Origin of the sequence: Agromyces cavernae (assembly GCF_021044935.1) — a bacterium.
In the GTDB taxonomy this organism is placed as follows: domain Bacteria; phylum Actinomycetota; class Actinomycetes; order Actinomycetales; family Microbacteriaceae; genus Agromyces; species Agromyces cavernae.
In genome coordinates, this window is sequence record NZ_JAJNMP010000002.1 from 783911 (window position 1) to 806658 (window position 22748).

At 70.9% G+C, this 22748-nt stretch carries 17 protein-coding genes; 8 read left to right on the plus strand and 9 right to left on the minus strand.

The genetic code is table 11. The features are described 5' to 3' along the window. Nucleotides 1-38 precede the first annotated feature (38 nt). Nucleotides 39-323, minus strand: a complete 285-nt coding sequence (locus LQ757_RS09710) for a hypothetical protein (protein WP_231047005.1) — start codon at nucleotides 321-323, stop codon at nucleotides 39-41. Nucleotides 324-436: 113 nt separating this feature from the next. Here LQ757_RS09710 and LQ757_RS09715 point away from each other — a divergent pair, with 113 nt between their 5' ends. After that, complete coding sequence (locus tag LQ757_RS09715) at nucleotides 437-4675, plus strand: nSTAND1 domain-containing NTPase (protein WP_231047006.1); 4239 nt, start codon at nucleotides 437-439, stop codon at nucleotides 4673-4675. A 101-nt stretch (nucleotides 4676-4776) separates the two neighbouring features. Here LQ757_RS09715 and ilvC read toward each other — a convergent pair whose 3' ends face one another. From ilvC to LQ757_RS09740, 5 genes are all read right to left on the minus strand, one after another. Next, a complete protein-coding gene (gene ilvC / locus LQ757_RS09720) occupies nucleotides 4777-5805 on the minus strand; it encodes a ketol-acid reductoisomerase (protein WP_231047007.1) in 1029 nt (342 codons plus the stop codon). 71 nt (nucleotides 5806-5876) lie between these two features. Then, on the minus strand, nucleotides 5877-6386 hold the full coding sequence (ilvN, locus tag LQ757_RS09725; protein ID WP_231047008.1) for an acetolactate synthase small subunit: 510 nt from the start codon (nucleotides 6384-6386) through the stop codon (nucleotides 5877-5879). A 2-nt stretch (nucleotides 6387-6388) separates the two neighbouring features. Beyond that, nucleotides 6389-8194 carry an acetolactate synthase large subunit gene (locus LQ757_RS09730; protein WP_231047009.1) on the minus strand — a complete coding sequence of 602 codons (1806 nt, stop codon included), beginning with the start codon at nucleotides 8192-8194 and terminating at the stop codon, nucleotides 6389-6391. Between the two features lie 45 nt (nucleotides 8195-8239). Further along, a complete protein-coding gene (gene ilvD, locus LQ757_RS09735) occupies nucleotides 8240-9934 on the minus strand; it encodes a dihydroxy-acid dehydratase (RefSeq protein ID WP_231047010.1) in 1695 nt (564 codons plus the stop codon). Nucleotides 9935-9943: 9 nt separating this feature from the next. Further along, nucleotides 9944-12190: a bifunctional alpha,alpha-trehalose-phosphate synthase (UDP-forming)/trehalose-phosphatase gene (locus tag LQ757_RS09740; protein ID WP_231047011.1), complete on the minus strand. Its 2247-nt coding sequence runs from the start codon at nucleotides 12188-12190 to the stop codon at nucleotides 9944-9946. Nucleotides 12191-12300: 110 nt separating this feature from the next. Between LQ757_RS09740 and LQ757_RS09745 the strand changes: the two genes are divergently transcribed. Together LQ757_RS09745 and LQ757_RS09750 are read left to right on the plus strand one after the other, a co-directional pair. Then, a complete protein-coding gene (locus tag LQ757_RS09745) occupies nucleotides 12301-12621 on the plus strand; it encodes a DMT family transporter (protein WP_231047012.1) in 321 nt (106 codons plus the stop codon). 1 nt (nucleotide 12622) lies between these two features. Then, nucleotides 12623-13003 carry a DMT family transporter gene (locus LQ757_RS09750; RefSeq protein WP_231047013.1) on the plus strand — a complete coding sequence of 127 codons (381 nt, stop codon included), beginning with the start codon at nucleotides 12623-12625 and terminating at the stop codon, nucleotides 13001-13003. Nucleotides 13004-13044: 41 nt separating this feature from the next. Here the strand turns inward: LQ757_RS09750 and LQ757_RS09755 are convergent, their stop codons facing one another. The 3 genes from LQ757_RS09755 to LQ757_RS09765 are packed head-to-tail and all read right to left on the minus strand — an operon-like array spanning nucleotide 13045 to nucleotide 18721. Then, nucleotides 13045-15204 carry a YhgE/Pip family protein gene (locus LQ757_RS09755; RefSeq protein WP_231047014.1) on the minus strand — a complete coding sequence of 720 codons (2160 nt, stop codon included), beginning with the start codon at nucleotides 15202-15204 and terminating at the stop codon, nucleotides 13045-13047. Beyond that, nucleotides 15201-18107: an MMPL family transporter gene (locus tag LQ757_RS09760; protein ID WP_231047015.1), complete on the minus strand. Its 2907-nt coding sequence runs from the start codon at nucleotides 18105-18107 to the stop codon at nucleotides 15201-15203. The genes LQ757_RS09755 and LQ757_RS09760 overlap by 4 nt, the downstream gene beginning before the upstream one ends. Before the next feature lie 8 nt (nucleotides 18108-18115). Then, nucleotides 18116-18721, minus strand: a complete 606-nt coding sequence (locus LQ757_RS09765; protein WP_231047016.1) for a TetR/AcrR family transcriptional regulator — start codon at nucleotides 18719-18721, stop codon at nucleotides 18116-18118. A gap of 99 nt (nucleotides 18722-18820) precedes the next feature. Between LQ757_RS09765 and LQ757_RS09770 the strand changes: the two genes are divergently transcribed. The 5 genes from LQ757_RS09770 (at nucleotide 18821) to LQ757_RS09790 (ending at nucleotide 22748) form a co-directional block, all read left to right on the plus strand. Then, on the plus strand, nucleotides 18821-19009 hold the full coding sequence (locus LQ757_RS09770) for a hypothetical protein (RefSeq protein WP_231047017.1): 189 nt from the start codon (nucleotides 18821-18823) through the stop codon (nucleotides 19007-19009). 104 nt (nucleotides 19010-19113) lie between these two features. Next, nucleotides 19114-19563, plus strand: coding sequence for a hypothetical protein (locus tag LQ757_RS09775; RefSeq protein WP_231047018.1), 450 nt, complete (start codon nucleotides 19114-19116; stop codon nucleotides 19561-19563). A gap of 119 nt (nucleotides 19564-19682) precedes the next feature. Beyond that, nucleotides 19683-20348 (plus strand): biotin transporter BioY, encoded by a 666-nt coding sequence (locus LQ757_RS09780; RefSeq protein WP_231047019.1) that lies wholly within the window; start codon nucleotides 19683-19685, stop codon nucleotides 20346-20348. A 10-nt stretch (nucleotides 20349-20358) separates the two neighbouring features. Next, nucleotides 20359-21594, plus strand: coding sequence for an AMP-binding enzyme (locus LQ757_RS09785; protein ID WP_231047020.1), 1236 nt, complete (start codon nucleotides 20359-20361; stop codon nucleotides 21592-21594). Then, on the plus strand, nucleotides 21591-22748 hold the full coding sequence (locus LQ757_RS09790; RefSeq protein ID WP_231047021.1) for a thiolase family protein: 1158 nt from the start codon (nucleotides 21591-21593) through the stop codon (nucleotides 22746-22748). The genes LQ757_RS09785 and LQ757_RS09790 overlap by 4 nt, the downstream gene beginning before the upstream one ends.

Genomic DNA, 22748 nt, shown 5'->3' on the forward strand with positions numbered 1-22748 from the left:
CAGCCACGCGCGGCCCGCTCTGCATGACGGGCGCAGAGTCAGTGGCCGCGCACACGGGGCATCTCGATGTCGATGGAGGGCAGGGCGGCGTCTTCCCCCGCCGCCAACCGGGCGCGTACCAGCAATTCGCGCACGTACCGGCCGGCCTCCTCGCGAACCAGCGTGCGGTGCATGGCTGAGGTGACGACGACCTGGATCGCGACCTGGGAACGGGACTCGCCGGACGACGCCTGCTCGGCGTTCGCACACCCGGCGAGGGTCACCGCGAGTGCGACGACGGACGCCGCTGCGGTGAGGCGAAGGGGTGTGGATGTGGTGTTCATGCCCCCAGGTTGCGCCGACGGGGTATGCGACCGTCTCCGGCCGGTATGCAGTCGGTATGCGCGGTATGTGCGGTTCGTTGACGGCCGGCTGCAAAGGGCGAACAATGCGGAGCATGAGCGTGGCAGTGTTCGGCCCGCTCACCCTCGAGGGGGTGACGCTCAGCCCGAGGGAGCGAATCGTGCTCTCGGTGCTGGTGCTCGGCGCCGGGCGACCGGTGACCACCGACGAGCTTGCCGACGCCCTCTGGGGCGACGAACCGCCGGGGACGTGGCCGAAGCAGTTGCAGGCGTCGATCGGCCGCGTGCGAAGTGCGATCGGACGCAACGCGATCGAGACGACCCCGGGCGCGTACACGCTGCGCATCGACCCCGACACGGTGGATGCGGAGCGATTCGAACGGTTCGCGGCATCCGCCCGCGAGCACCTCGACGACGACCCCACGCGCGCCGTGGATGCGGTGGACCGCGCACGCGCTCTGTGGCGCGGAACCCCGTACGCCGACCTCGCATCGTGGCCGCCCGCGGTCGTGGAAGCGGAGCGGCTCGACGAGGTGCGCATGGAGCTCGAGGAGATCCGGGTCGAGGGGAACCTCCGTCTCGGCGAGCACGCGGCAACCGTCGGAGACGCCGAGCGTCTGGTTCGCGAGGCCCCGCTGCGCGAACGCCGTTGGGTGCTCCTCGCCACCGCCCTGTACCGGAGCGGGCGCCAGGCAGATGCGCTCGCGGCCATCCGGGCGGCACGCGAGCGACTCGCCGACGAGCTCGGCGCCGAACCCGGCGCCGAGCTCTCGGAGCTGGAGCTCGGCATCCTGCGACACGACGACTCGCTCGAGCCGCGCATCGCCACGACGAGCACGAGCACCGCATGCCCCTACCGCGGGCTGCAGCCGTTCGGCGTGGACGACGAGGAGGACTTCTTCGGTCGCGACGTCGATATCGAGGCCGCACTGGCCCGACTCGCCACGTCCCGATTCCTCGCCGTGTCCGGAGCATCGGGCAGCGGCAAGTCCTCGCTCGTGCGCGCCGGCGTGGTTCCCGCCCTGCAACGGCGCGGCGATCGCGTCGTGATCCTGACGCCCGAGCACGCCCTCGACGCGCGGATCCGCGAGGCGGTGTGGTCCGGGCGTGCTGCCGACGTCGTGGTCGTGGACCAGTTCGAGGAGGTGTTCCACGCCGGCGAGGCCGACGTCGACGCCGCCGCGCGCGCGATCGCCGAGGCCGCGGTGACGGGCACGACCATCATCCTCGTCGTGCGCTCGGACTTCCTCGATGACTGCGCCGGGCACCCGGACCTGGCGCCCCTCGTCGCCGAAAGCGTGCATCTCGTCGGCCCGATGGCGCCCGCCGCGCTGCGGGAAGCCATCGAGGCGCCCGCCCGGCGCGCCGGCCTGCGCCTCGAGCCGGGGCTGGTCGAGCTCATGCTGCGGGACGCGACGGGCGAGGCCGGGGCACTCCCCCACCTGTCGCACGCGCTCGTCGAGACCTGGATCCGGCGTGAGGGCGCGACACTCACCGTCGCAGGGTACGAGGCCTCCGGCGGGATCTCGGGCGCGATCGCCCAGTCGGCCGACCGCCTCTACCAGGCGATGGACCCTGACCAGCGCGTGACGTGCCACTGGCTCCTCTTGCGACTGGTGGCACTGGGGCCCGACGGTAGCCCCGTCCGTCGCAGGGTGCCGTCCAGGCCACTGCGAGCGGATGCCTCGCGGGAGCAGGTGCTCTCGATGCTGGCCCGATCGAGGCTCGTGAGCGCGGGAGCCGACTCGGTCGAGGTGGCGCACGAATCGCTGGCGACGGCGTGGCCGCGCCTTCGGGCGTGGCTCGAGGAGGATGCCGACGGCGCGCGCATCCTGACGGCGGTCGCCGCCGCCGCCGAGGCGTGGAACGCGGCCGGTCGTCCCGAGGATGACCTCCTCCGCGGCGCACGCCTTCAAGCCGCCATCGAATGGCGGGACGCGGCGCCCCGAGACCTCACGGATGTCGAGCTGGCGTTCCTCGACGCATGTGAGGCCCGCGCCACCGCCGAGCGCGAGCAGTTCGAGGAGCGCGCGCGGCGGGACCGTCGGCAGAACCGGCGCCTGCGCGCCATGCTCGGCGTCGCGGCCGGCCTGGTCGTACTGCTCGCCGGCGCCGGATCGGTCGCAGTGGTCTCCTCGCGGGAGGCGAGCGCGCAACGAGACAGCGCCACGATCGAGGCACTGGTCGGCACGGCGCTCGCGCTCCGATCGTCGGAGCGGGACGTGTCGGCGCTCCTTGCCGCCGAGGCCTTTCGACGGTGGCCCGAAGACCCCCGCACGCGTTCCGGACTGATGGGCGTGCTTCAGGGCGCCGGCGGATTCCTCGGCAACGCCGTCCTCGCCCAGAGCGGGAACGCCTATGGCAGCCTCATCCCGGGGACCGAGGAGATGCTCGTCGTGATGGCCGACGGCGAAACCGCTGTTCGGGATGCCGAGACCGGAGGGGTAGTGCAGGAGCTGGATCTCGGCTTCCGACCAGGTCTCGACGAGCCGCGCCCGCTCGTCGAGGTCAGCGGCGACGGTCGAGTGGGAGCGATGCTGTGGCCGGCGGAGACGCAGCCGATCGGCGTCACCTGGTATGGCACGTCGCCGCAGTCGGACCTCGTGGCGTTCGACCTCGTTCGCGGCGAACGCATCCTCGGTCCCGTGCGATTGCAGGCCGGCACAGGAGCGCTCACCGTGAACGCGGACGGCTCGATCATCGCTGTCGCCGACGCCCGTGACGGGACGGTGACGCTCGTGACCAGCCCGGGTGGCGCGATGCGCGAGATCGCCGACGATCATCCGGTCGCGCTCGATCGCGACTCGATGGCGGCGGCGCTCGCGTTCGACCACGGGGGTCGACTCGTCGTCGGTCGGCTCGACGATCGCGTGGACATGATTGATCCGGCGTCCGCGACGATCTCAGCGTCGTTCCCGGTCCCCGACTCCTCGGCTCACGTCGCCATCGCGTTCGGCGAGGCTTCGGGGATCGCCGTCGCCTCCGGCGACCGAGGACTCGTCGCCTTCGAGCCCGACGACGGACAGGTGCGGTGGTCGACGCCCATCGGCCGTCCCTACACCCGACCGTGCAACGGACTCGCTGTTTCGGAGCGGATGCAGCGGGTGTACTGCGGGACGCCGTTCGGACGGATCGAGGTGTTCGATCTCGCCGACGGCGCGCCGCTCCGTGAGGAGGAGCTCGGCCCCCTGTACGGCGCGGTCGGACCGATCGACGTCGATTCCGATGGCATGGAGCTCACGACCATCAGCGCGAGCCACCCGATCATCTCCCGGTGGCGGCTCGACGAGAACGGCCCCGGGCGTCGGCTCGTCGCGCCGGGACGGATGGTAGTCGGACCGTACTCGTACGATGGCGCGTCGATCCTCGTCGCCCCGCAGGCCGTCATCCCGTCGGACGGCTGGGTCGTCGAGGGCACGACCGTCATGGACGTTGCCACGGGGGACGATACGTACCGCTTCGACGAGCCGGCGATGAACATCGGCTGGGCGAGCGAGGACCGCCTCTTCGCGCAGTCCGCCGACGACGAGGTGACCCGCCTCGTGGACACCTCGCGCGGAGAACCGGTCGGGAAGTCGCGATGGGGGCTCTGGGCGCTCTGGCCGTCGCCCGAGGGCACGACGCTGTACGCGGTGCGACGGGACGGTTGGATCCAGGACGTGGATCCACGCACCGGCCAGGCGGTGGGCGATTCGTGGCGCGTCGAGGGGTTCCCCGTCTGGATCTCCGTGTCGCCCGACGGCGACCGCCTCGCCGTCACATACTGGACCGATGGAACGTCGGAGGATGTCGAGGACGGGTCGGCGAGCGATGAGCGCGGGTGGGCGCTGGCGATCGTCTCGGCTGCCGAGCACCGAGTCCTCTTCGACGAGCCTGTGAGGCTCGGGGCGCACGTCCTGCTCGAGGACGGTGGCCTGATCGGGCTGGAGGACAACCGCATGGGCCGATACGAGACCGAGCCGATCTCGCGAGTGGGCACAGTCCCCGGCGTTGCGGGCGGCCTCTACCAGCCCTCGCTGAGCCGCGACGCGCGGACACTGCTCGTCTCGACGGCCGACGGGAACGGTCTGCTCTACGACGCGCCGACGGGTGAGCGCCTCGGCGAGCCGTTCCCCACGGACGACAAGACCCTCGCCGGCAGTATGCTTCGCCCCGACGGCCTCGAGGTTGCGATTTCGATGCCCGAGGGCATTGTGGTGTGGGACATCGATCCCGACCACCAGTTCGAGTACGTGTGCCGGCTCGCGGGGCGCGACCTCACCGAGAACGAGTGGCGCACGTACCTGGGGCACTTCGGCGAGCCGCAGAGCACGTGCGGGTTCAGCGAGGAGTGAGCCGCCGAAGCGGCCTCGCGACGCCGAACGGCCCGCCCCGGAGCATCCGGAGCGGGCCGTTCTGGTCTCGATACGCGCTACTCGACCGACGTGAGTCGCGACTAACGCGCGACCTCGCCGTCGACGTAGTCGTCGTCGTTCGACGCGTTCCACGCGAAGAGCTTGCGCAGCTCGCGGCCGGTGGCCTCGATGGGGTGCGCCTCGCCCTTGGCACGCAGCTCGAGGAACTCCTTCTGCCCATTGTCCTGGTCGGCGATGAAGCGCTCGGCGAACGCCCCCGACTGGATGTCGGCGAGCACGGCCTGCATGTTCTCCTTGACGTGCGGGTCGATGACGCGCGGGCCCGACACGTAGTCGCCGTACTCGGCCGTGTCGGAGACCGACCAGCGCTGCTTGGCGATGCCGCCCTCCCACATGAGGTCGACGATGAGCTTCAGCTCGTGCAGCACCTCGAAGTACGCGACCTGCGGCTGGTAGCCGGCCTCGGTGAGGGTCTCGAAGCCGTACTGGATGAGCTGCGACACGCCGCCGCACAGCACGGCCTGCTCGCCGAACAGGTCGGTCTCGGTCTCTTCGGTGAAGGTCGTCTTGATGCCGCCGGCACGCAGGCCGCCGATCGCCTTCGCGTACGAAAGGGTGAGCGGCCAGGCGTTGCCCGAGGCGTCCTTCTCGACGGCGACGATCACGGGCACGCCGCGACCGGCCTCGTACTCGCGACGCACGGTGTGGCCCGGGCCCTTCGGAGCGACCATGACGACGTCGACGCCCTCGGGCGCCTCGATGTAGCCGAAGCGGATGTTGAAGCCGTGGCCGAAGACGAGCGTCTTGCCCGCCGTCAGGTTGTCCTTGACCGACTCGGCGTAGATGTGCCGCTGGTACTGGTCGGGCGCGAGGATGACGATGACGTCGGCACCGGCGGCCGCGTCGGCGACGCTCAGCACCTGGAAGCCCGCCTCCTCTGCCTTCGGCTTCGACTTCGAGTCGTCCTTGAGGCCGATGACGACCTCGACGCCCGAGTCGCGCAGGTTCTGCGCGTGTGCGTGGCCCTGCGAGCCGTAGCCGATGACGGCGACCTTCTTGCCCTGGATGAGGGCGAGGTCGGCGTCCTTGTCGTAGTAGATCTCAGCCATGTGCTGTTTCTTTCTCCTCGTTGTGGTTCAGATGACGGATGCCGCGACACCGTGCCGCGGCATCCGTCGGTTCAGTTCTTGAAGACGCGTTCCGTGATGGACTTGCCACCACGGCCGATCGCGAGCAAGCCCGACTGCGCGATCTCCTTGATGCCATAGGGCTCGAGGACCTTGAGGAACGCCGTGGTCTTGCCGGAATCGCCGGTGACCTCGATCACGAGCGCCTCGGTCGACACGTCGACCACGCGTGCGCGGAAGAGGTTCACGGCCTCGAGCACCTGCGAACGCGTCGTGTTGTCGACCCGCACCTTGATGAGCAGGTGCTCGCGATGCACCGACTGGTTGGGGTCGAGCTCGACGATCTTGATCACGTTGACGAGCTTGTTGAGCTGCTTCGTCACCTGCTCGAGCGGCAGGTCTTCGACGTCGACGACGACCGTGATGCGCGAGAGCCCCTCGATCTCGGAGTGGCCGACCGCGAGCGACTCGATGTTGAAGCCGCGGCGGGCGAACAGCCCGGCGACTCGGGTGAGCAGACCCGGCTTGTCCTCGACGAGGAGTGAGAGCACGTGGGTCGACATGGTCAGTCCTCCTCTTCGCTGAACGCCGGCGAATGATCGCGGGCGTACTGGATGTAGCTGTTCGACACGCCCTGCGGCACCATCGGCCACACCATCGCGTCGGACGAGACCACGAAGTCGATGACGACGGGCCGGTCGTTGGTCTCGAGCGCGAGCTTGATCGCCGCGTCGACCTCCTCTTTCTTGGTGACGCGGATGCCGAGGGCGCCGTAAGCCTCGGCGAGCGTCACGAAGTCGGGGATGCGGACCGTGTCGTGCCCAGTGTTCAGGTCGGTGTTCGAATACCGGCCGTCGTAGAACAGGGTCTGCCACTGCCGCACCATTCCGAGCGAGGAGTTGTTGATGACCGCGACCTTGATGGGGATCTCGTTGAGCGTGCAGGTCGCGAGCTCTTGATTGGTCATCTGGAAGCATCCGTCGCCGTCGATCGCCCACACGACGCGATCGGGTTCGGCGACCTTCGCGCCCATGGCCGCGGGCACTGCATACCCCATCGTGCCGGCGCCGCCCGAATTGAGCCACGAGTTCGGGCGCTCGTACTTGATGAACTGCGCGGCCCACATCTGGTGCTGACCGACGCCAGCGGCGTACACGCCCTCGGGCCCGGTGAGCTCGCCGATGCGCTCGATGACGTACTGCGGCGCGAGCAGTCCGTCGCTGGGCTCGGTGTAGCCGAGCGGGAACTCGCTGCGCAGTCCGTCGAGCGTCGCCCACCACTCGTCGAGATCGGGCTGCTCGGTGGCGGTCGCGTCGCGGTAGGCGGCGGCGAGGTCGACGAGCACGTCTTTCGCGTCACCCACGATCGGCACGTCGGCCGTGCGGATCTTCGAGATCTCGGCGGGGTCGATGTCGACGTGCACGACCTTCGCGTTCGGGGCGAACAGCGCGGCCTTGCCGGTGACGCGATCGTCGAACCGCGCACCGAGCACGACCAGCAGGTCGGCCTCCTGCAGCGCGATCACCGCGGGAACGGTGCCGTGCATGCCCGGCATGCCGAGGTGCTGCCGGTGCGAGTCGGGGAACGCGCCGCGTGCCATGAGCGTCGTGACGACGGGTGCGTTCGTCAGTTCGGCGAGCGCGAGCAGTTCGTCCGATGCGTGCGAGCGGATGACCCCACCGCCGACGTACAGCACGGGCCGCTTGGCCTCGGCGAAGAGCTGGGCGGCCGCGGCCACCTGCTTGCCGTGCGCCTTCGTGATCGGCCGGTAACCCGGCAGGTCGACCTTCGGCGGCCAGCGGAAGCTGAACTTGGCCTGCTGCGCGTCTTTCGTGATGTCGACGAGCACTGGGCCGGGGCGACCGGTCGTGGCGATGTGCACCGCCGCCGCGATGGTCGCCGGGATGTCCTCGGCGTGCTTCACGAGGAAGGAGTGCTTCGTGATGGGCATCGTGATGCCGACGATGTCGGCCTCCTGGAACGCGTCGGTGCCCATGAGGTTCGAGAACACCTGGCCGGTGATCGCGAGCATCGGCACCGAGTCCATGTGGGCGTCGGCGATGGCGGTGACGAGGTTGGTGGCACCCGGGCCCGACGTGGCGATCGCGACGCCGAGCTTGCCGCTCGACGAGGCGTAGCCCTCGGCCGCGTGCCCGGCGCCCTGCTCGTGACGCACGAGGATGTGGCGCAGCTTGCGGCTGTCGAGCAGCGGGTCGTAGACGGGGAGGATCGCGCCGCCGGGGAGCCCGAAGACGTCGGTGATGCCGATCATCTCGAGTGAGCGGACGACCCCTTCGGCACCCGTCAGTTCCACGGGCGCGCCTGGCGGCACTGCGGCGGGCGATGGCACGGGGTTGGATTCCGTGGTCATTCGATTCCTGTTCTGGTGGACGGTGTGTGCGGGGAAGCGCAGCACTCAGCCCGTCGTGGCGCCTTCGGCGGCGGAACGCACGAGCTTCGAGTACTTTGCGAGAACGCCTCGGGTATAGCGCGGAGGAAGCGGCGCCCAGCCATCACGGCGGGCTGCCAGCTCGGCCTCGTCGACCAGTAGGTCGATGGACCGGGCCGCGATATCGACCCGAATCAGATCACCATCGCGCACCAAGGCAATAGGACCTGCGTCTACTGCTTCGGGTGCCAGATGGCCGATGCACAGGCCGGTTGTGCCGCCTGAGAATCGACCGTCAGTCAACAGTAGTACATCTTTTCCGAGCCCAGCGCCCTTGATGGCGGCGGTGATCGCGAGCATCTCGCGCATGCCGGGGCCGCCCTTGGGTCCTTCGTACCGGATCACCACCACGTCGCCGTGCTTGATCTCGCCGGCGGTGAGCGCGTCCATCGCGGCGCGCTCGCGCTCGAACACTCGTGCGGGCCCCTCGAAGGTCGCCGCGTCGAAGCCGGCGGTCTTGACGACCGCGCCCTCGGGTGCCAGCGAACCGTGCAGGATCGTGAGTCCGCCGGTCTCGTGGATGGGGTTGTCGAGGGAGCGCAGGACCTCGCCGTCGAGCGGCTCGATCTGCATCTCGGCGAGGTTCTCGGCGAGCGTCTTGCCGGTGACGGTCATGCAGTCGCCGTGCATGAGGCCGGCGTCGAGCAGCGCCTTCATGAGCACAGGGAGGCCGCCGCGCCGGTCGACGTCGTTCATGACGTACTTGCCGAACGGCTTGAGGTCGCCGATGTGGGGCACCTTCGAGCCGATGCGGTTGAAGTCGTCGAGGGTGAGCTCCACCTCGGCCTCGCGCGCGATGGCGAGCAGGTGCAGCACGATGTTGGTGGAACCACCGAGCGCCATGCCCACGGCGATGGCGTTCTCGAACGCCTCCTTCGTGAGGATCTGCCTGGCGGTGATGCCGTGCTTCAGCAGGTTCACGACCGCCTCGCCCGAGCGGTGCGCGTAGTAGTCGCGGCGACGGTCGGCGGAGGCCGGGGACGCCGAGCCGGGCAGTGAGAGCCCGAGGGCCTCGGCGACGGAGGCCATCGTATTGGCGGTGTACATGCCGCCGCAGGCACCCTCGCCGGGTGCGAACGCGCACTCGATGCGCTTGGCGTCGGCCTCGCTCATCGTGCCGGCCTTGACTGCGCCGACCGCCTCGAAGGAGTCGATGATCGTGATGTCCTTCTCGGTGCCGTCGGAGAGCCGCACCCATCCGGGCGCGATCGACCCGGCGTAGAGGAAGACCGAGGCGAGGTCGAGGCGCGCGGCGGCCATGAGCATGCCGGGGATCGACTTGTCGCAGCCCGCGAGCAGCACCGAGCCGTCGAGGCGCTCGGCCTGCATGACGACCTCGACCGAGTCGGCGATGACCTCGCGCGACACGAGCGAGAAGTGCATGCCCTCGTGGCCCATCGAGATGCCGTCGGAGACGGACACCGTGCCGAACTGCAGCGGGTAACCTCCGCCGCCGTGCACGCCCTCCTTCGCGGCCTGCGCGAGGCGGCCGAGCGAGAGGTTGCAGGGAGTGATCTCGTTCCACGAGCTCGCGATGCCGATCTGGGGCTTGTCCCAGTCGGCATCGCCCATGCCGACGGCGCGGAGCATGCCCCGGCTCGTCATGGCTTCGATGCCGTCGGTGACGGTGCGGCTGCGCGGTTTGGGATCGAACTCAGGCATGGGTCGAGTCTATGACCAGTGCGACGAGCGCCCGCGTTCCGTGTCACGCACTGCAGCGAGGTGCTCGAGCAGGATCGCGACGTCCTCGGGGCTCCGCAACCGGTAGGCCGCGACCGACTTGCCCTGCCCGACCTTGACGCCCACGTCATCGCTCTCGAGGGCGGCGAACGCGTCTTCGTCGGTGACGTCGTCGCCCACGTAGATCACTGCGCTCGCACCCGCGTGCTGACGCAGCCGCGTGAGCGCCTCGCCCTTGTCGGTCGAGCGGACCGCGAACTCGAGCACGCCCTTGCCGGTACGCACCGACAGGTCGGAGACCTCGCGCTCGATGCGTTCGCGGGCGATGCGCTGCAGCTCGGTCGCCTCCGGCGCGAGGACCTTGCGGGTGTGCAGGGCGCGGCCGGCCGGCTTGTGCTCGACCCATGCCCCGTCGGCTCCTGATGCCACCTCGTCGAGGATGCGCGTGAGGCGCTCGAGCGCATCGAGCTCGCCGTTGCGCAGGTCGATCGTGACGACTCCTCCGTCGAGCTGCAGTTCGACGCCGTGCGACCCGCTGAGCAGGGCGCCCGCCGGCGGGTCGGCGACCTCGCGCAGGCTCGCGAGGGCCCTGCCCGAGACGATCGCCACGCGCGTGTCGTCGGTCGCGGCGAGTCGCTCGATCGCGGCGCGAGCACGCTTGGTCGCTCGCGCGTCTTCGGGTCGGTCGACGAGCGGCGCGAGCGTTCCATCGAAGTCGAGCGCGACGAGCAGCCGCTCGGTCGACGCGATGCCGGTGACGGCGCTCTCGAGCACGTCGGGGACCCCCGGTGCGATGATCCCGGCGCCCGTGAGCGTCTTCAGGAAGGTCGCCGACCACCTGGCGACGTCGTTGTCGCTCACGCGCCTGCGAAGCGCGCGCATGCGCCGCGTGCGTTCGCGCTGGGGCATCTCGACGGCCTCGACGATCGCGTCCTTGAGTCCTTCGATGTCATGGGGGTTCACGAGGACGGCCTGCCGCAGTTCATCGGACGCGCCGGCGAACTCGCTGAGCACGAGCACGCCGTCTTGATCGAACCGGCACGCGACGTACTCCTTCGCGACGAGGTTCATGCCGTCGCGAAGGGCGGTGACGAGCATGACGTCGGCGGCGAGGTAGAGCGCCACCATCTCTTCGCGCGGGTAGCCGTGATGCAGGTATGCGATCGCCTGGTGCCCGAGCGTGGAGAAGTCGCCGTTGAGCCGACCGACCATGAGTTCGATCTCGTCGCGGAGCTGCCGGTAGGTCTCGACACGCTCGCGCGAGGGGCTCGCGACCTGCACGAGCGTGGCCCGTTCGACCGAGAGCCGGTCGTCGCGCAGCAGCTCGCCGAACGCCTTGAGACGGTGCCGGATGCCCTTCGTGTAGTCGAGCCGGTCGACGCCGAGCATGATGATCTCGGGGTCGCCGAGGCTCGCGCGGATCTCGCGCGCCCGCGCCTGCACCGCGGGTCTGCGGGCGATCTCCTCGAATCCGGCCGCGTCGATCGAGATCGGGAAGTGACGGGCGACGACGCGTCGCACCTCGCTGTCGTCGGTCGGCACCTCGATGAGCGTGCCGCGCGTCGTGTACCCGAAGAGCCGTCGCACCGCGCGGGAGAAGTTGCCGGCATCGGCCGCACGCTGGAACCCGATGACGTCGGCACCGAGCAGTCCGCTGAGCACCTGCCGACGCCAGGGCAGCTGGGAGTAGATGCCGTATGCCGGGAAGGGAATGTGGTTGAAGAAGCCGATGACGAGGTCGGGCCGGCTCTCGCGCAGCATCTTCGGTACGAGCTGCAACTGGTAGTCCTGCACCCAGACGACCGCACCCGGCGAAGCCGCTCGCGCAGCCGCCTCGGCGAACCGCCGGTTGACGCGCACGTACGCGTCCCACCATTCCCGGTGGAACGACGGCGGGGCGATCACGTCATGGTAGAGCGGCCACAGCGTGTCGTTCGAGAAGCCCTCGTAGTACTCCTCGAGCTCCTGCGCGGCAAGCGGCACGGGGATGATCGAGATCCCGTCGTGCTCGAACGGGTCGAACTCGCGGTCGGCGACGCCGGTCCAGCCGATCCAGGCGCCGTCGGCGGCGCGCATGACGGGTTCGAGCGCCGTGACGAGCCCGCCGGGCGAGCTCCGCCAGAGCGTCTCGCCGTCGGGACCCTCCTGGTAGTCGACCGGGAGCCGGTTCGAGACCACGATCATGTCGTAGGCGCCGTCGACGTAGAGGTCGTCGCCTGTCGGCTCGGCAGCGTTCATGAAGCGGATGTCCCTCCTCGCGCTCCGATCAGGCTAACAGTCGGCACCCCGCGCTCGGGCCGTGTACGTGGGAGCATGGGCGGTATGGCTGCGCTCTTGGGGGGCCGAGCATGGAATGGGTGATCCTGATCGCGTCGGGTGTGCTCGAGGCGGTGTGGGCGACGGCGCTCGGGGCATCGAAGAACTTCCGCCGCCTCTGGCCGACGGTCGTCTTCGTGGTCGCGCTCGTGCTCAGCATGGCCGGGCTCTCGATCGCGATGACCGCGATCCCGGTCGGCACGGCGTACGCCGTCTGGGTCGGCATCGGCGCCGTGCTCACGGTCGCGTATGCGATGATCTTCGGTCTCGAGAAGGCGAGCATCGTGAAGATCCTGCTCCTGCTCGGGATCATCGGGTGCGTCATCGGGCTGAAGCTCGTCGGGGAGGCCTGAGATGTACTGGCCGATCCTCATTCTGAGCGCGGAGCTCGAGGCGGTCTGGGCGACCGCGCTCGGGTACTCCGACGGATTCTCGGTGTTCGTGCCGACGCTCGTGTTCTTCGTCGCGCTGGCCGGCAGCATGGCGGGCCTCGCCTACGCGATGCGCGGCATCCCGCTCGGCACCGCGTACGCCATCTGGACGGGGCTCGGTGCGGCGCTCACGGTGACCTACGCGATCGTGTTCGGCGGCGAGTCGGCGAGCGTCGCGAAGGTGCTCTTCCTCGCGGGCATCATCGGCTGCGTCGTCGGCCTGAAGCTCGTGCACTCGCACGAGGAGACGGTCGCCGCCGAGGTCGGCGCGATGCCGCCGCCCGACGAGCCGCCGGGCGCCTGACGCCGCGTAGGGCGTCGGGAAGGCCGGGAGTCGCAGGGTGGTCAGCCGAGCGCGGCCGCCGCGAATCCGATCGAGCGGATACCGCGACGGCGGCCCACGACGATCGTCGTGCCGACGACGCCGATCAGTCCGAAGAGCGCGATCACGCCCGAGGCGGCGGCGACCGCTCCCCCGGCGGCACCCGCGACGATCAGCTGCATGCCCTGCACCGCCCACGTGAGCGGCAGGAACGGGCTGATCACCTGGAACGGACCGCTCAGGATCTCGACCGGGTAGAGCCCGCCCGAGGCCGCCAACTGCAAGGCCACGAGCACGAGCGAGACGAGCAGTCCCGCCCGACCGAGCCAGACGGTGAGGAAGGCGTGCAGGGCCGTGAACGCGAGCGCGAGCAGCGCGGCGAAGGCGAGGGTCTGCGGCAGCAGGCTCCAGTCGACGCCGAGCGCACCGTGGAGCAGCAGGACGACGGCGACCGCCTGGGCGAGCGCGAGCAGCCCGGCGCGGGCGAGCGCGCGCCACACGAGTCCTGCCGTCGACGCGGTGCTGCGAAGCGCCTCGCGGCCGAACGGCCGGAACACGAGGAACAGCGCCATGGCACCGAGCCACAGGCCGATCGGCACGAACAGCATGCCGATGACCTCACCCGTCGACTCGATCTCGTGATCGCGTGTCGCGTCGACCGTGACCGGTTCGGCGACGACCTCGGCGGTCGTCGCCGCGTCGATGTCGGTGAGGGCGCTCGCCTCTTCGGCACCCGATGCGAGCCCCTCGGCCAGCGTGTCGGCACCGTCGGCGAGGCGGGTCGCGCCGGTCGCAGCATCGGAGGTGCCCGTGTGCAGCGAGCCGAGCCCGCCGGCGAGTTCGCCGACGCCTGACGCGAGTCCGTCTGCGCCGGAGCGCAGTCCGTCGGAACCCGACGAGAGCTGCGCGGCGCCGCCGGCGAGTTCGCCGATCCCGCCCTGCAGTCCGTCGATGCCCGCGCCGGTCTGCGCGACGAGGGTGTCGCCGCCCTGAGCAAGGCTCTCGAGCCCGGCCCCGGTCTCGGCGGCGAGCGCATCGCCGCCGGCGGCCAGCTGCTCGAACGCGGTCCGATTGCCCGCGGTGAGCTCGTCGGCGCCGTCGGCGAGCGCGCGCACCTGCGCGGCGTACTTGGCGACCTCCTGCTGCGCCGCGGCCCCGGTCGGGTCTGCGGCCACCAGCTGCGGAATGGAGGCGGCGAGCGTGTCGCCTCCTGCGGCGAGGAGGTCGGCTCCCTCCGCGTACGCCTCGGTGCCCGCGGTGAGAGCCGCGCCCGTGCCGCGCACGCCGTCGTCGACGTACTGCTGGATGCCGCCGCTCACGCCCGCGCCGGTCTGACGCACACCCGTCACGTACTGTGACATGCCGTCGGTGATGCCGTCGAGCCCACCGGCCTGCTGCGACAGGGTCGCCACGCCGCCGGAAATGCCGTCGACCCCGTTCGTGTATTGTGCGACGCCGTCCGCGTACTGCGCGGCCCCGTTCGCGGCATCCGTCGCCCCGGACGCGGCCGAACCGACCCCGTCGGAGAGCGTGCCGAGTCCGCCCGCGAGCGAGTCGACGCCCGACGACAGCTGGGTCGCGCCGTCGGCGGCGTCGCCGAGTGCGCCGCCCATGGTGGCGAGGTTCTCGTAGAACCCCTCGAGGTATTGGGTCGTGAGCTCCCGGCCGAAGGCTGTCGACATCGCATCGCCGACCGATTGCGCGACCGAGCCGGCGAGGTAGCCGTGGGCGTCGTCGGTGCGGATGTCGAGGTTCGCCTGCGTCGGGGCGTCACCCGAGATCGAGGTCACCGACTCCGAGAAGCCGGCGGGAATGGTGAGCACCGCGTACGCGTCGCCGGAGGCGAGCATGTCGGCTGCCTCGTCGTCGTTCGAGATGGTCCACGCGAACCCGGCGGTGTCGGGACCGGTGAGCTCGGTGACGAGCTGACGGCCGGCGAGCACGGGCTGCTCGGTGCCGTCGGGCAGCGTCATCGTGACCATCTCGTCGTTGTTCACGACCACCGCGGGGATCTGCTCGAGGTTGTCGCCCGCGCCGCCGAGGGCGCCCGACATGAGGCCGGCGACCGCGAGCGGCACGGCGATGACGGCTGCGACGAGCACGCCGTAGCGGGTGCGGCGCTGCGCGGGCGTCGTGCCGAAGAGTCGGGAGAGTCGTGTGCTGGTTGACGAACGGAGTCTCATCGCAGTGCCTCCAGGTTGGCGTGGACTCGGTCGGGTGCGGAGTCGGGTTCGATGGTTCGGATGCCCCGTGCCGCGAGTTCGCGCGAGACATCGGGCGGGGTCGCCGCGGCGCCGAGGCCGACGACGAGGGTGACGGTGGCGGGAACGAGTCGGGCCAACGCGTGCCACAGCCCGGAGTCGGCCTCGCTCGGGTCGTCGTCGAGGTCGATCACGACGACCCTCGGCCGCTCGGCGAGCGCCGCCGCGACGGCGACGACCGCACGCGTCTCGGCGCCGAGCGACGCGATCGGCGTCTCGACGCCGAACGGGGGACCGTCGGGCGCGTGTCCGATGGCATCGGCGGCTCGGGTCGCCCACTCGTCGACGAGCGCCGACGACGGACGCAGGCGATACCAGGGACGGGTCGCGTCGAGCCGTGCGGCGATGAGTTCGCCGACGGTGCCCCCGGTCGGGACATCCGTCGCCCCCTCGGCGATCGCGACGACGCGCATGACCTCGCCCGCACCGGTCGGCAGCGGCGATCCCTGCACGGCGAGCCTGCCGTCGACGAGCGGGAGCCGGCCCGCAAGCGTCGCCGCGACGACCCGGCGATCCACGGGTTCGCCGCGCACGACGAGCACACCGCCTGCGGGGACCTCGACCGTCAGCGGTCCGATCGGCCGATCGGCGAGCCCGAACACGGCGTCGTCGGCGTTGATCGCCGCCGGACGCGCGGCCGCCCACTCCTCTTGTTCGAGGTGGGCACGCAGGCCCTCGCCCTCGATGTCGACGTTCGGCAGCCGGGCCGCGAGCCACTTCGGCAGCCACCAGGCGGCCTTGCCCGCGAGCACCATCGCCGCCGGCACGAGCGTCATGCGCACGAGGAACGCGTCGAACGCGACGCCGATCGCGAGGGCGAACGCGATGGCCTTGATCGCCCCCGAGCCCTCGGGAACGAAGGCGAAGAAGACGAAGAACATGATGAGGGCTGCGGCGGTGACCACGCGTGCGGCGTGCTGGAAGCCGTGCACGACCGAACCCCGGGGCTCCCGGGTCTTGACGAACTCCTCGCGCATGCCCGACACGAGGAAGACCTCGTAGTCCATCGCGAGGCCGAAGAGCACCGCGATGAGCAGGATCGGCAGGAAGCTCAGGATGGGGCCGGGCTCGATGTTCAGGAGCTCGGCCGCCCAGCCCCACTGGAACACCGCGACGCTCACGCCGATCGCGCCGAACGCCGACAGCAGGAAGCCGAGCGCCGCCTTGATCGGCACGAACACCGAGCGGAACACGAGCAGCAGCAGCACCACGGAGAGTCCGACGACGATGAGCGCGAACGGCACGAGGGCGTCGTTCAAGCGGTTCGAGATGTCGATCGAAACGGCGGTGTAGCCGGTCACCGCGATCGGCGTGCCGAAGTCCTCCTCGATCTCGGGCTGAAGGTCGCGGATGTCCTGCACGATCTGCTTCGTCTCGGGGTCGTTCGGGGCGCTCTCGGGGATCACCTGGATGATCGCGGTGTCGACCGTTTCATTGGGCAGGCCGTCGCCCACGTACACGACCCCGTCGACCTCGGCGAGTCGTGCGCCGATCGCATCGAGGTCGTCGAAGATGTCGGTCGTCTGGGTGATGTCGACCGTCACGATGAGCGGGCCGTTGTAGCCGGGCCCGAACCCGTCGGCGATCATGTCGTACGCCTCGCGCTCCTGGCTGCCCGCTTCGGCGGTCGCGCCGCTCGGCAGGTTCAGGTCGATGCTCGCCGCGGGGATCGCCGCGGTGCCGAGCACGCCGACGACGAGCACGAGGAACACGACCGGGGCCTTCAGCACGAGGTCGACCCAGCGGCGACCCATCGTGCGGGTGCCGCCGTCGTCGGCGGCGTTGGCACGCCGGTGGGCGCGGCTGCCGGGCTTCGGGATCATGCGCCGCCCGAGCAGGCCGAGCAGGGCCGGCAGCAGGGTGACCGCCGCGGCCACCGCGACGAGCACCGCGAAGGCGGCGGCGACGCCCATGACGCTGAGGAAGGGGATGCCGACGACGAGCAGCCCCAGCAGGGCGATGATGACCGTCAGCCCGGCGAACACCACGGCGCCGCCCGCGGTCGCGACCGACTCGGCCGCACTGTCTTCGGGTTCCTGCCCGCGGGCCAGCTGGGTCCGATGGCGCGACAGGATGAAGAGGGCGTAGTCGATGCCGACCGCGAGGCCGATCATGACCGCGAGCATCGGCGCGGTCGACGACACGGGTGCGAACGCCGCCACGATCGAGATCCCGCCGAACGCGATGCCCACGCCCACGAGTGCCGTGAGCAGCGGCATCCCGGCCGCGAGCAGCGACCCGAACGCGATGATGAGCACGACGCCCGCGAACACGACGCCGAGCACCTCGGTGACCGTGAGCCCGAAGCTCGTGTCCTGGAAGACCTCGCCGCCGAACGCGACGCGCAGTCCCGCGTCTTCACCGACGCCGCCCGTGGCGACGACCGCGTCCTTCGACTCGACCGTGACCTCGGTCGTCGGCCCGTCGAACTGCACCTGGATGTAGGCGGTGCGGCCGTCGTCGGAGACCTGCTTGCCCGCGAACTCGTCGAACGGCCCGAGCACGCTCACCACGCCGTCGACGTCTTCGAGCGCCGACTCCATGTCCGTGATCGCGTCACGGTACGGTACATCGTCGACGGATGACCCGTCGGGGGCCTCGACGACCGCTTTCGCCGACGCGCCCGCGGTCTGCGGGAAGACCGCGGCGAGCTGGTCGATCGCGGTCTGCGACTCGGTGCCGGGAATGGCGAACGAGTCTTTCAACTGACCGCCGAGGCCGAGGCCGACGCCCAGGACGGCGCCGAGGGCGAGCACCCACGCGACGATGACGAGCCACGCACGCCGATAGGCGAAGCGTCCGATGCGGTGAAGAAGGAGGGCCACGGTCTCTCTCAGTCGGTGGTGGTCGGGCGGGGGCGGTCGCGGGGCGCGAGCAGTTCGCCGAGCACGACGTGCAGCACGTCGCGGAGCTCGTCGTCGGCCGGGAGCGCGTCGGCGTCGGCGAACGAGCGGCCGGCCGTCAGGAGGAATGCGGCACCGCCGAGGCCGATGCCGAATCGGACCTGGTCGACGACGCTCTCGCGCTCGTCGCCGATCGCCTCGGCGAGCCGGCGCACGGCGGCGTTCGCCCGCGCGATGATGGGCAGCTCGGCGAGGCTCGGCCCCTGGATGAGGAAGACGTGCACCGCCTGCCGGTTCTCGAGGAGCAGGTCGACGACGCGGGCGACGAGCGTGCGCCGTCGGCCGCTGCCACGGCCCGCGATGAAGTCGTCGAGCACCGCCTCGAACTCCGAGATGGCGGGCTCGATCGCGGCCTCGAGCAGCGCCTCCTTCGATGCGAAGTGGTAGAGCACGCTCGACTTCGAGTAGCCGGCGTGGTCGGCGATGTGCTGCAGCGAGGTTCCTGCGAAGCCGACCGTCGCGAATTGATCGAGGGCGACCTGCTTGAGTTCGTCGGCCGCACGCACGCGCGTCGTCGGTTGGGCATCGGTGGGCATGTCGTCGACGCTACTTGACCGATCGGTCAGATCCTGCACGATCGGTCAGATTCACGGATGACTCACAGCGCCGCTGCACCGCACGGTAGCGTTGCCGTCATGCGCAAGTACCTCTTCAGCGGGGCCGTCATCGGCGCCGTGCTCAGCGGCATCGGCATCGTGCGCGCGACGATCGCGGGCCCCCGTGATTGGCGCCTGCTGCTCACCTGGGTGGCCTGGGCAGCGAGTCTCGCCATCGCGATCGGCACGGTGTCCGAAGAGACCAAGCGCAGCGAACTCGGCGAATAGGGCGACGCAGCCGGGCTCGCGCGGCGTGTCTCGCGAGATCCTCGCCGTCGTGCCCGAAACTGGGACGAACGACCCGAAAGAACGATCCACGAGAGAGGTCACCGATGTTCCGCCGCTGGCGCCGTGCACGACTCGCCGCTCAGGCGTCTGCCCATGCTGCCGCTCCCACACCTCGCAAGACGTCGGCCGACCTGCGCGGCGAACACCTCTTCGAACTCCTCAACGCGAAGCTCTCGGAGTTCATCGGCCCGGGCGGCACCTGGTCGCTCGTGCGCCGCTCCCCCGAAGACACCGACCAGATCTTCCACGCGATGCTGACCCATCAGATCGCCGCAGACCTCACCCGCAGCGTCCTCGACGAGCGCGACGCCGTGGCCGTGGTCGTGCCCGCCGAGGACGAACCGCTCGCCCTGAGCTGGCAACCGGCACCGCTCATCGTCTGGGCCGAGCCGGTGCCGTCGGTCGACGCGTCGACCGACGAGACCCCCGACGAGGTCGAGGTCCCGCTTCCCACCATCGGTGCGGCCCCGACCCTCGACGCGCGCGCCGCCTGAGCCTCGTCCAAAATCCGGGCTCCATTCTTGTAACGCTGCGGCGACGCGGCACTCCCCCACCCTCATAGCGTGAAACGCGAGGCACATCCGCCCGCCACCCACCACCGAGGGGATCGAACATGACCGCCCAGACCTCCGAACGCGGAATCGCACGCTCGTCGGCGCGCGACCTCGCGCAGATCGCCGTCTTCGCCGCACTCATCGCCGCCCTCGGCCTGCCCGGCGCCCTGCAGATCGGAACGACGGGGGTGCCGATCACCTTCCAGACCCTCGGGGTCATGCTCGCCGGCGCCATCCTCGGTGCACGCAAGGGCTTCCTCGCCGTGCTCCTGCTCGAGGCGCTCGTGGCCGCAGGCCTTCCGCTGCTCTCGGGCGGGCGCGGCGGACTCGGGGTGTTCGTCGGTCCGTCCGCCGGCTACCTGCTCGGGTGGCTGCTCGGCGTGGTCGTGATCGGCTGGTTCACGGCACGCCTCCTCCCCCGCTATCGCGTGCTGCCCGCGCTCGGGGCCACCGCGCTCGGCGGCATCGTCGCCGTGTATGCGATCGGCGTGCCCTGGGTCGCGGTCGCGACCGGCATCCCGTTCTGGGCGTCGCTCACCGGATCGCTCGTGTTCCTTCCCGGGGACATCCTGAAGGTCGTCGTCACCGTGCTCGTCGCCAAGCAGGTGCACCGCGCCTGGCCGGGTCTCATCGCACCGCAGCCCTGGCCGTGGGCGCGCGACACGGCGCACACCGCCGCCGAGCCGACGACGGTCGAGGCGTCCACCACGGCGCGCGCCGAGTAGGGACATCCGCATGCTCGACTGGCTCGACGGCGACGGCGACGGCGACGGCGAGGCGATTCGGCTCGCCGGACGTCGGCTCAGCCGCGCCGAGCTGCGCGAGTCGGTCGACGTCGCGGCCGGCGCGCTCTCGTCGGCCGCCGGTCCCGTGCTCGCCCGCGACGACGACACGCTCGCGGTGCTCGTCACAACCCTGGCGGCCCGCGTTGCAGGCCGCCAGGTCATCGTGGCCGACCCTTCCGCGCCCGCCCCGGCGGTCGACGGTCTTCCGGCCGGCGCCGACCTCGTGCTCATGACGAGCGGATCTTCGGGAACCAGTCGCCCGGTCGCCAGGACGCTCGCGTCGTGGACCTCCTCCTTCGAGCCGTTCGCCGAACTGATCGGATCCGATCGGCTCGGGCGCCGTTCCGACCTGACCGTGGCGCTCACCGGGCCGCTGCACGTGTCGATGCAACTCTTCGCCGCCCTGCACGCGATCTGGCTCGGTGCCGTGCTCACCGATGATCGCGCGCAGGCCGACATCGTGCACGCGACACCGACGTCGCTCGGGCGGCTCGTGTCGCGCGGACTGCGCCCGCGCCGGGCGGTCGTGGCCGGCGCCGCCCTGCCCGCCTCGGTCCTCGCCGCGGCATCATCCGCCGGCATCGCAGTCACCGAGTACTACGGCGCGGCCGAGCTCTCGTTCGTCGCCGCGGCCGACCGCACGCGCGACGACGAGAGCACGCTGCGGCCGTTCCCCGGAGTCGAAGTGGAACTCCGCGACGGCGAGGTCTGGTCGCGCTCCCCGTACCTCGCGCTCGGCTACGCCGGGGCCGTCGACGGCCCCCTGCGCCGGGACGAGCGCGGCTTCGCGACGGTCGGCGACCGTGCGGAGGCCGGCCGGGATGGCGGCCTCATCGTGCGCGGCCGCGGTGATGCGGCCGTCATGGTGTCGGGCACGACCGTGCTCGCCGAAGACGTCGAAGCCGCGATCGCCGCCATCCCCGGCGTCGTCGCGGTCGCCGTCGTCGCCGTCGCCGATGCGCACCACGGCCAGGTGCCCGCGGCGATCCTCGAGCTCGCCGCTCATGCCGACCGCGACCGGATCACCGCCACCGCGCGAGCGGTCCTCGCGCCGCCTCAGCGCCCCCGCGCGTGGTACGCGGTCGATGCGCTGCCCCGCACCACCGCGGGCAAGCTCGCACGCGGCGCGCTCTCGGCGGCGCTCGCCTCAGGCAGCCTCGACGCCGATCGGTTCGATCGCGCATGACCGGCACTTCGCTCGAGGCGCCGGTCATCGTCGCCGCACTCCGCACCCCGATCGGCAGCATCGGTCGTGGGTTCGCGCGCCACACCGTCGATGCCCTCGCCGCGCCCGTGCTCACGGCGGTCGCCGATGCCGTCGCGCCCGCGGGCGTCACGATCGACGACGTCGTGCTGGGCAACTGCATGGGGCCCGGCGGGAATCTCGCGCGCGTCGCCGCACTGCGCGCCGGCCTCGGTCATGAGGTGGCGGGCGTCACCGTCGACCGGCAGTGCGGCTCGGGGCTCGATGCCGTGCTGCAGGCGGCGTCGCGCGTGCGCGCCCGCGACGCACGGATCGTGCTCGCCGGGGGCGCGGAGTCGGCATCGACCGCGTCGTGGCGCTATTGGCCGCCCGCCGCGGGCGAGACGAACCCGACCCGCCGCTACGAACGTGCCCCATTCGCCCCCGAGGGCATGCCCGACCCCGACATGGGGCCCGCCGCCGACGATCTCGCGGTCAGGTTCGGGGTCAGCCGCGAGCGACAGGACGCGTGGGCGGCGCGATCGCATCGTCGCGCCTCGACGGCTCGATCGGCCGGCCGGTTCGACGCCGAGCTCGTCGGGGTCGACGGCCTCGCCGCCGACGAACGTCCCCGCGCCACGCTCGACGCGGCGAGACTCGCCCGATTCCGGCCCGTGTTCAGCGCGCACGGCACCGTCACCGCGGGCAACTCGTGCGGCAACGCCGACGGCGCCGCCGCGATGGCCGTGACGAGCGAGGCCGTGCGCACCGAACTCGGCCTTCCCGGCCTGCGGATCGTGGCGACCGCGGTCGCCGGAGGCGACCCCGCACTGCCCGGCATCGGTGCCGCGCCCGCGATCGATCGGGTGCTCGATCGCGCCGGGGCGACGGTCGGCGACATCGGATTCGTCGAGATCACCGAAGCGTTCGCCGCCCAGCTGCTCGCGGTGAGCGACGCCGTCGGGCTCGACGAGGAGACGATCTGCACCGACGGCGGCGCCATCGCCCTGGGACATCCGTGGGGCGCGTCGGGGGCGCTGCTGCTCGTGCGCCTCGCCGCCCGCATGCACGCGTCCGACGACGCACGGCTCGGGCTCGCCGCTTGCTCGATCGGCGGAGGACAGGGCATCGCGATGCTCGTGGAGGCCGTGGCGTGA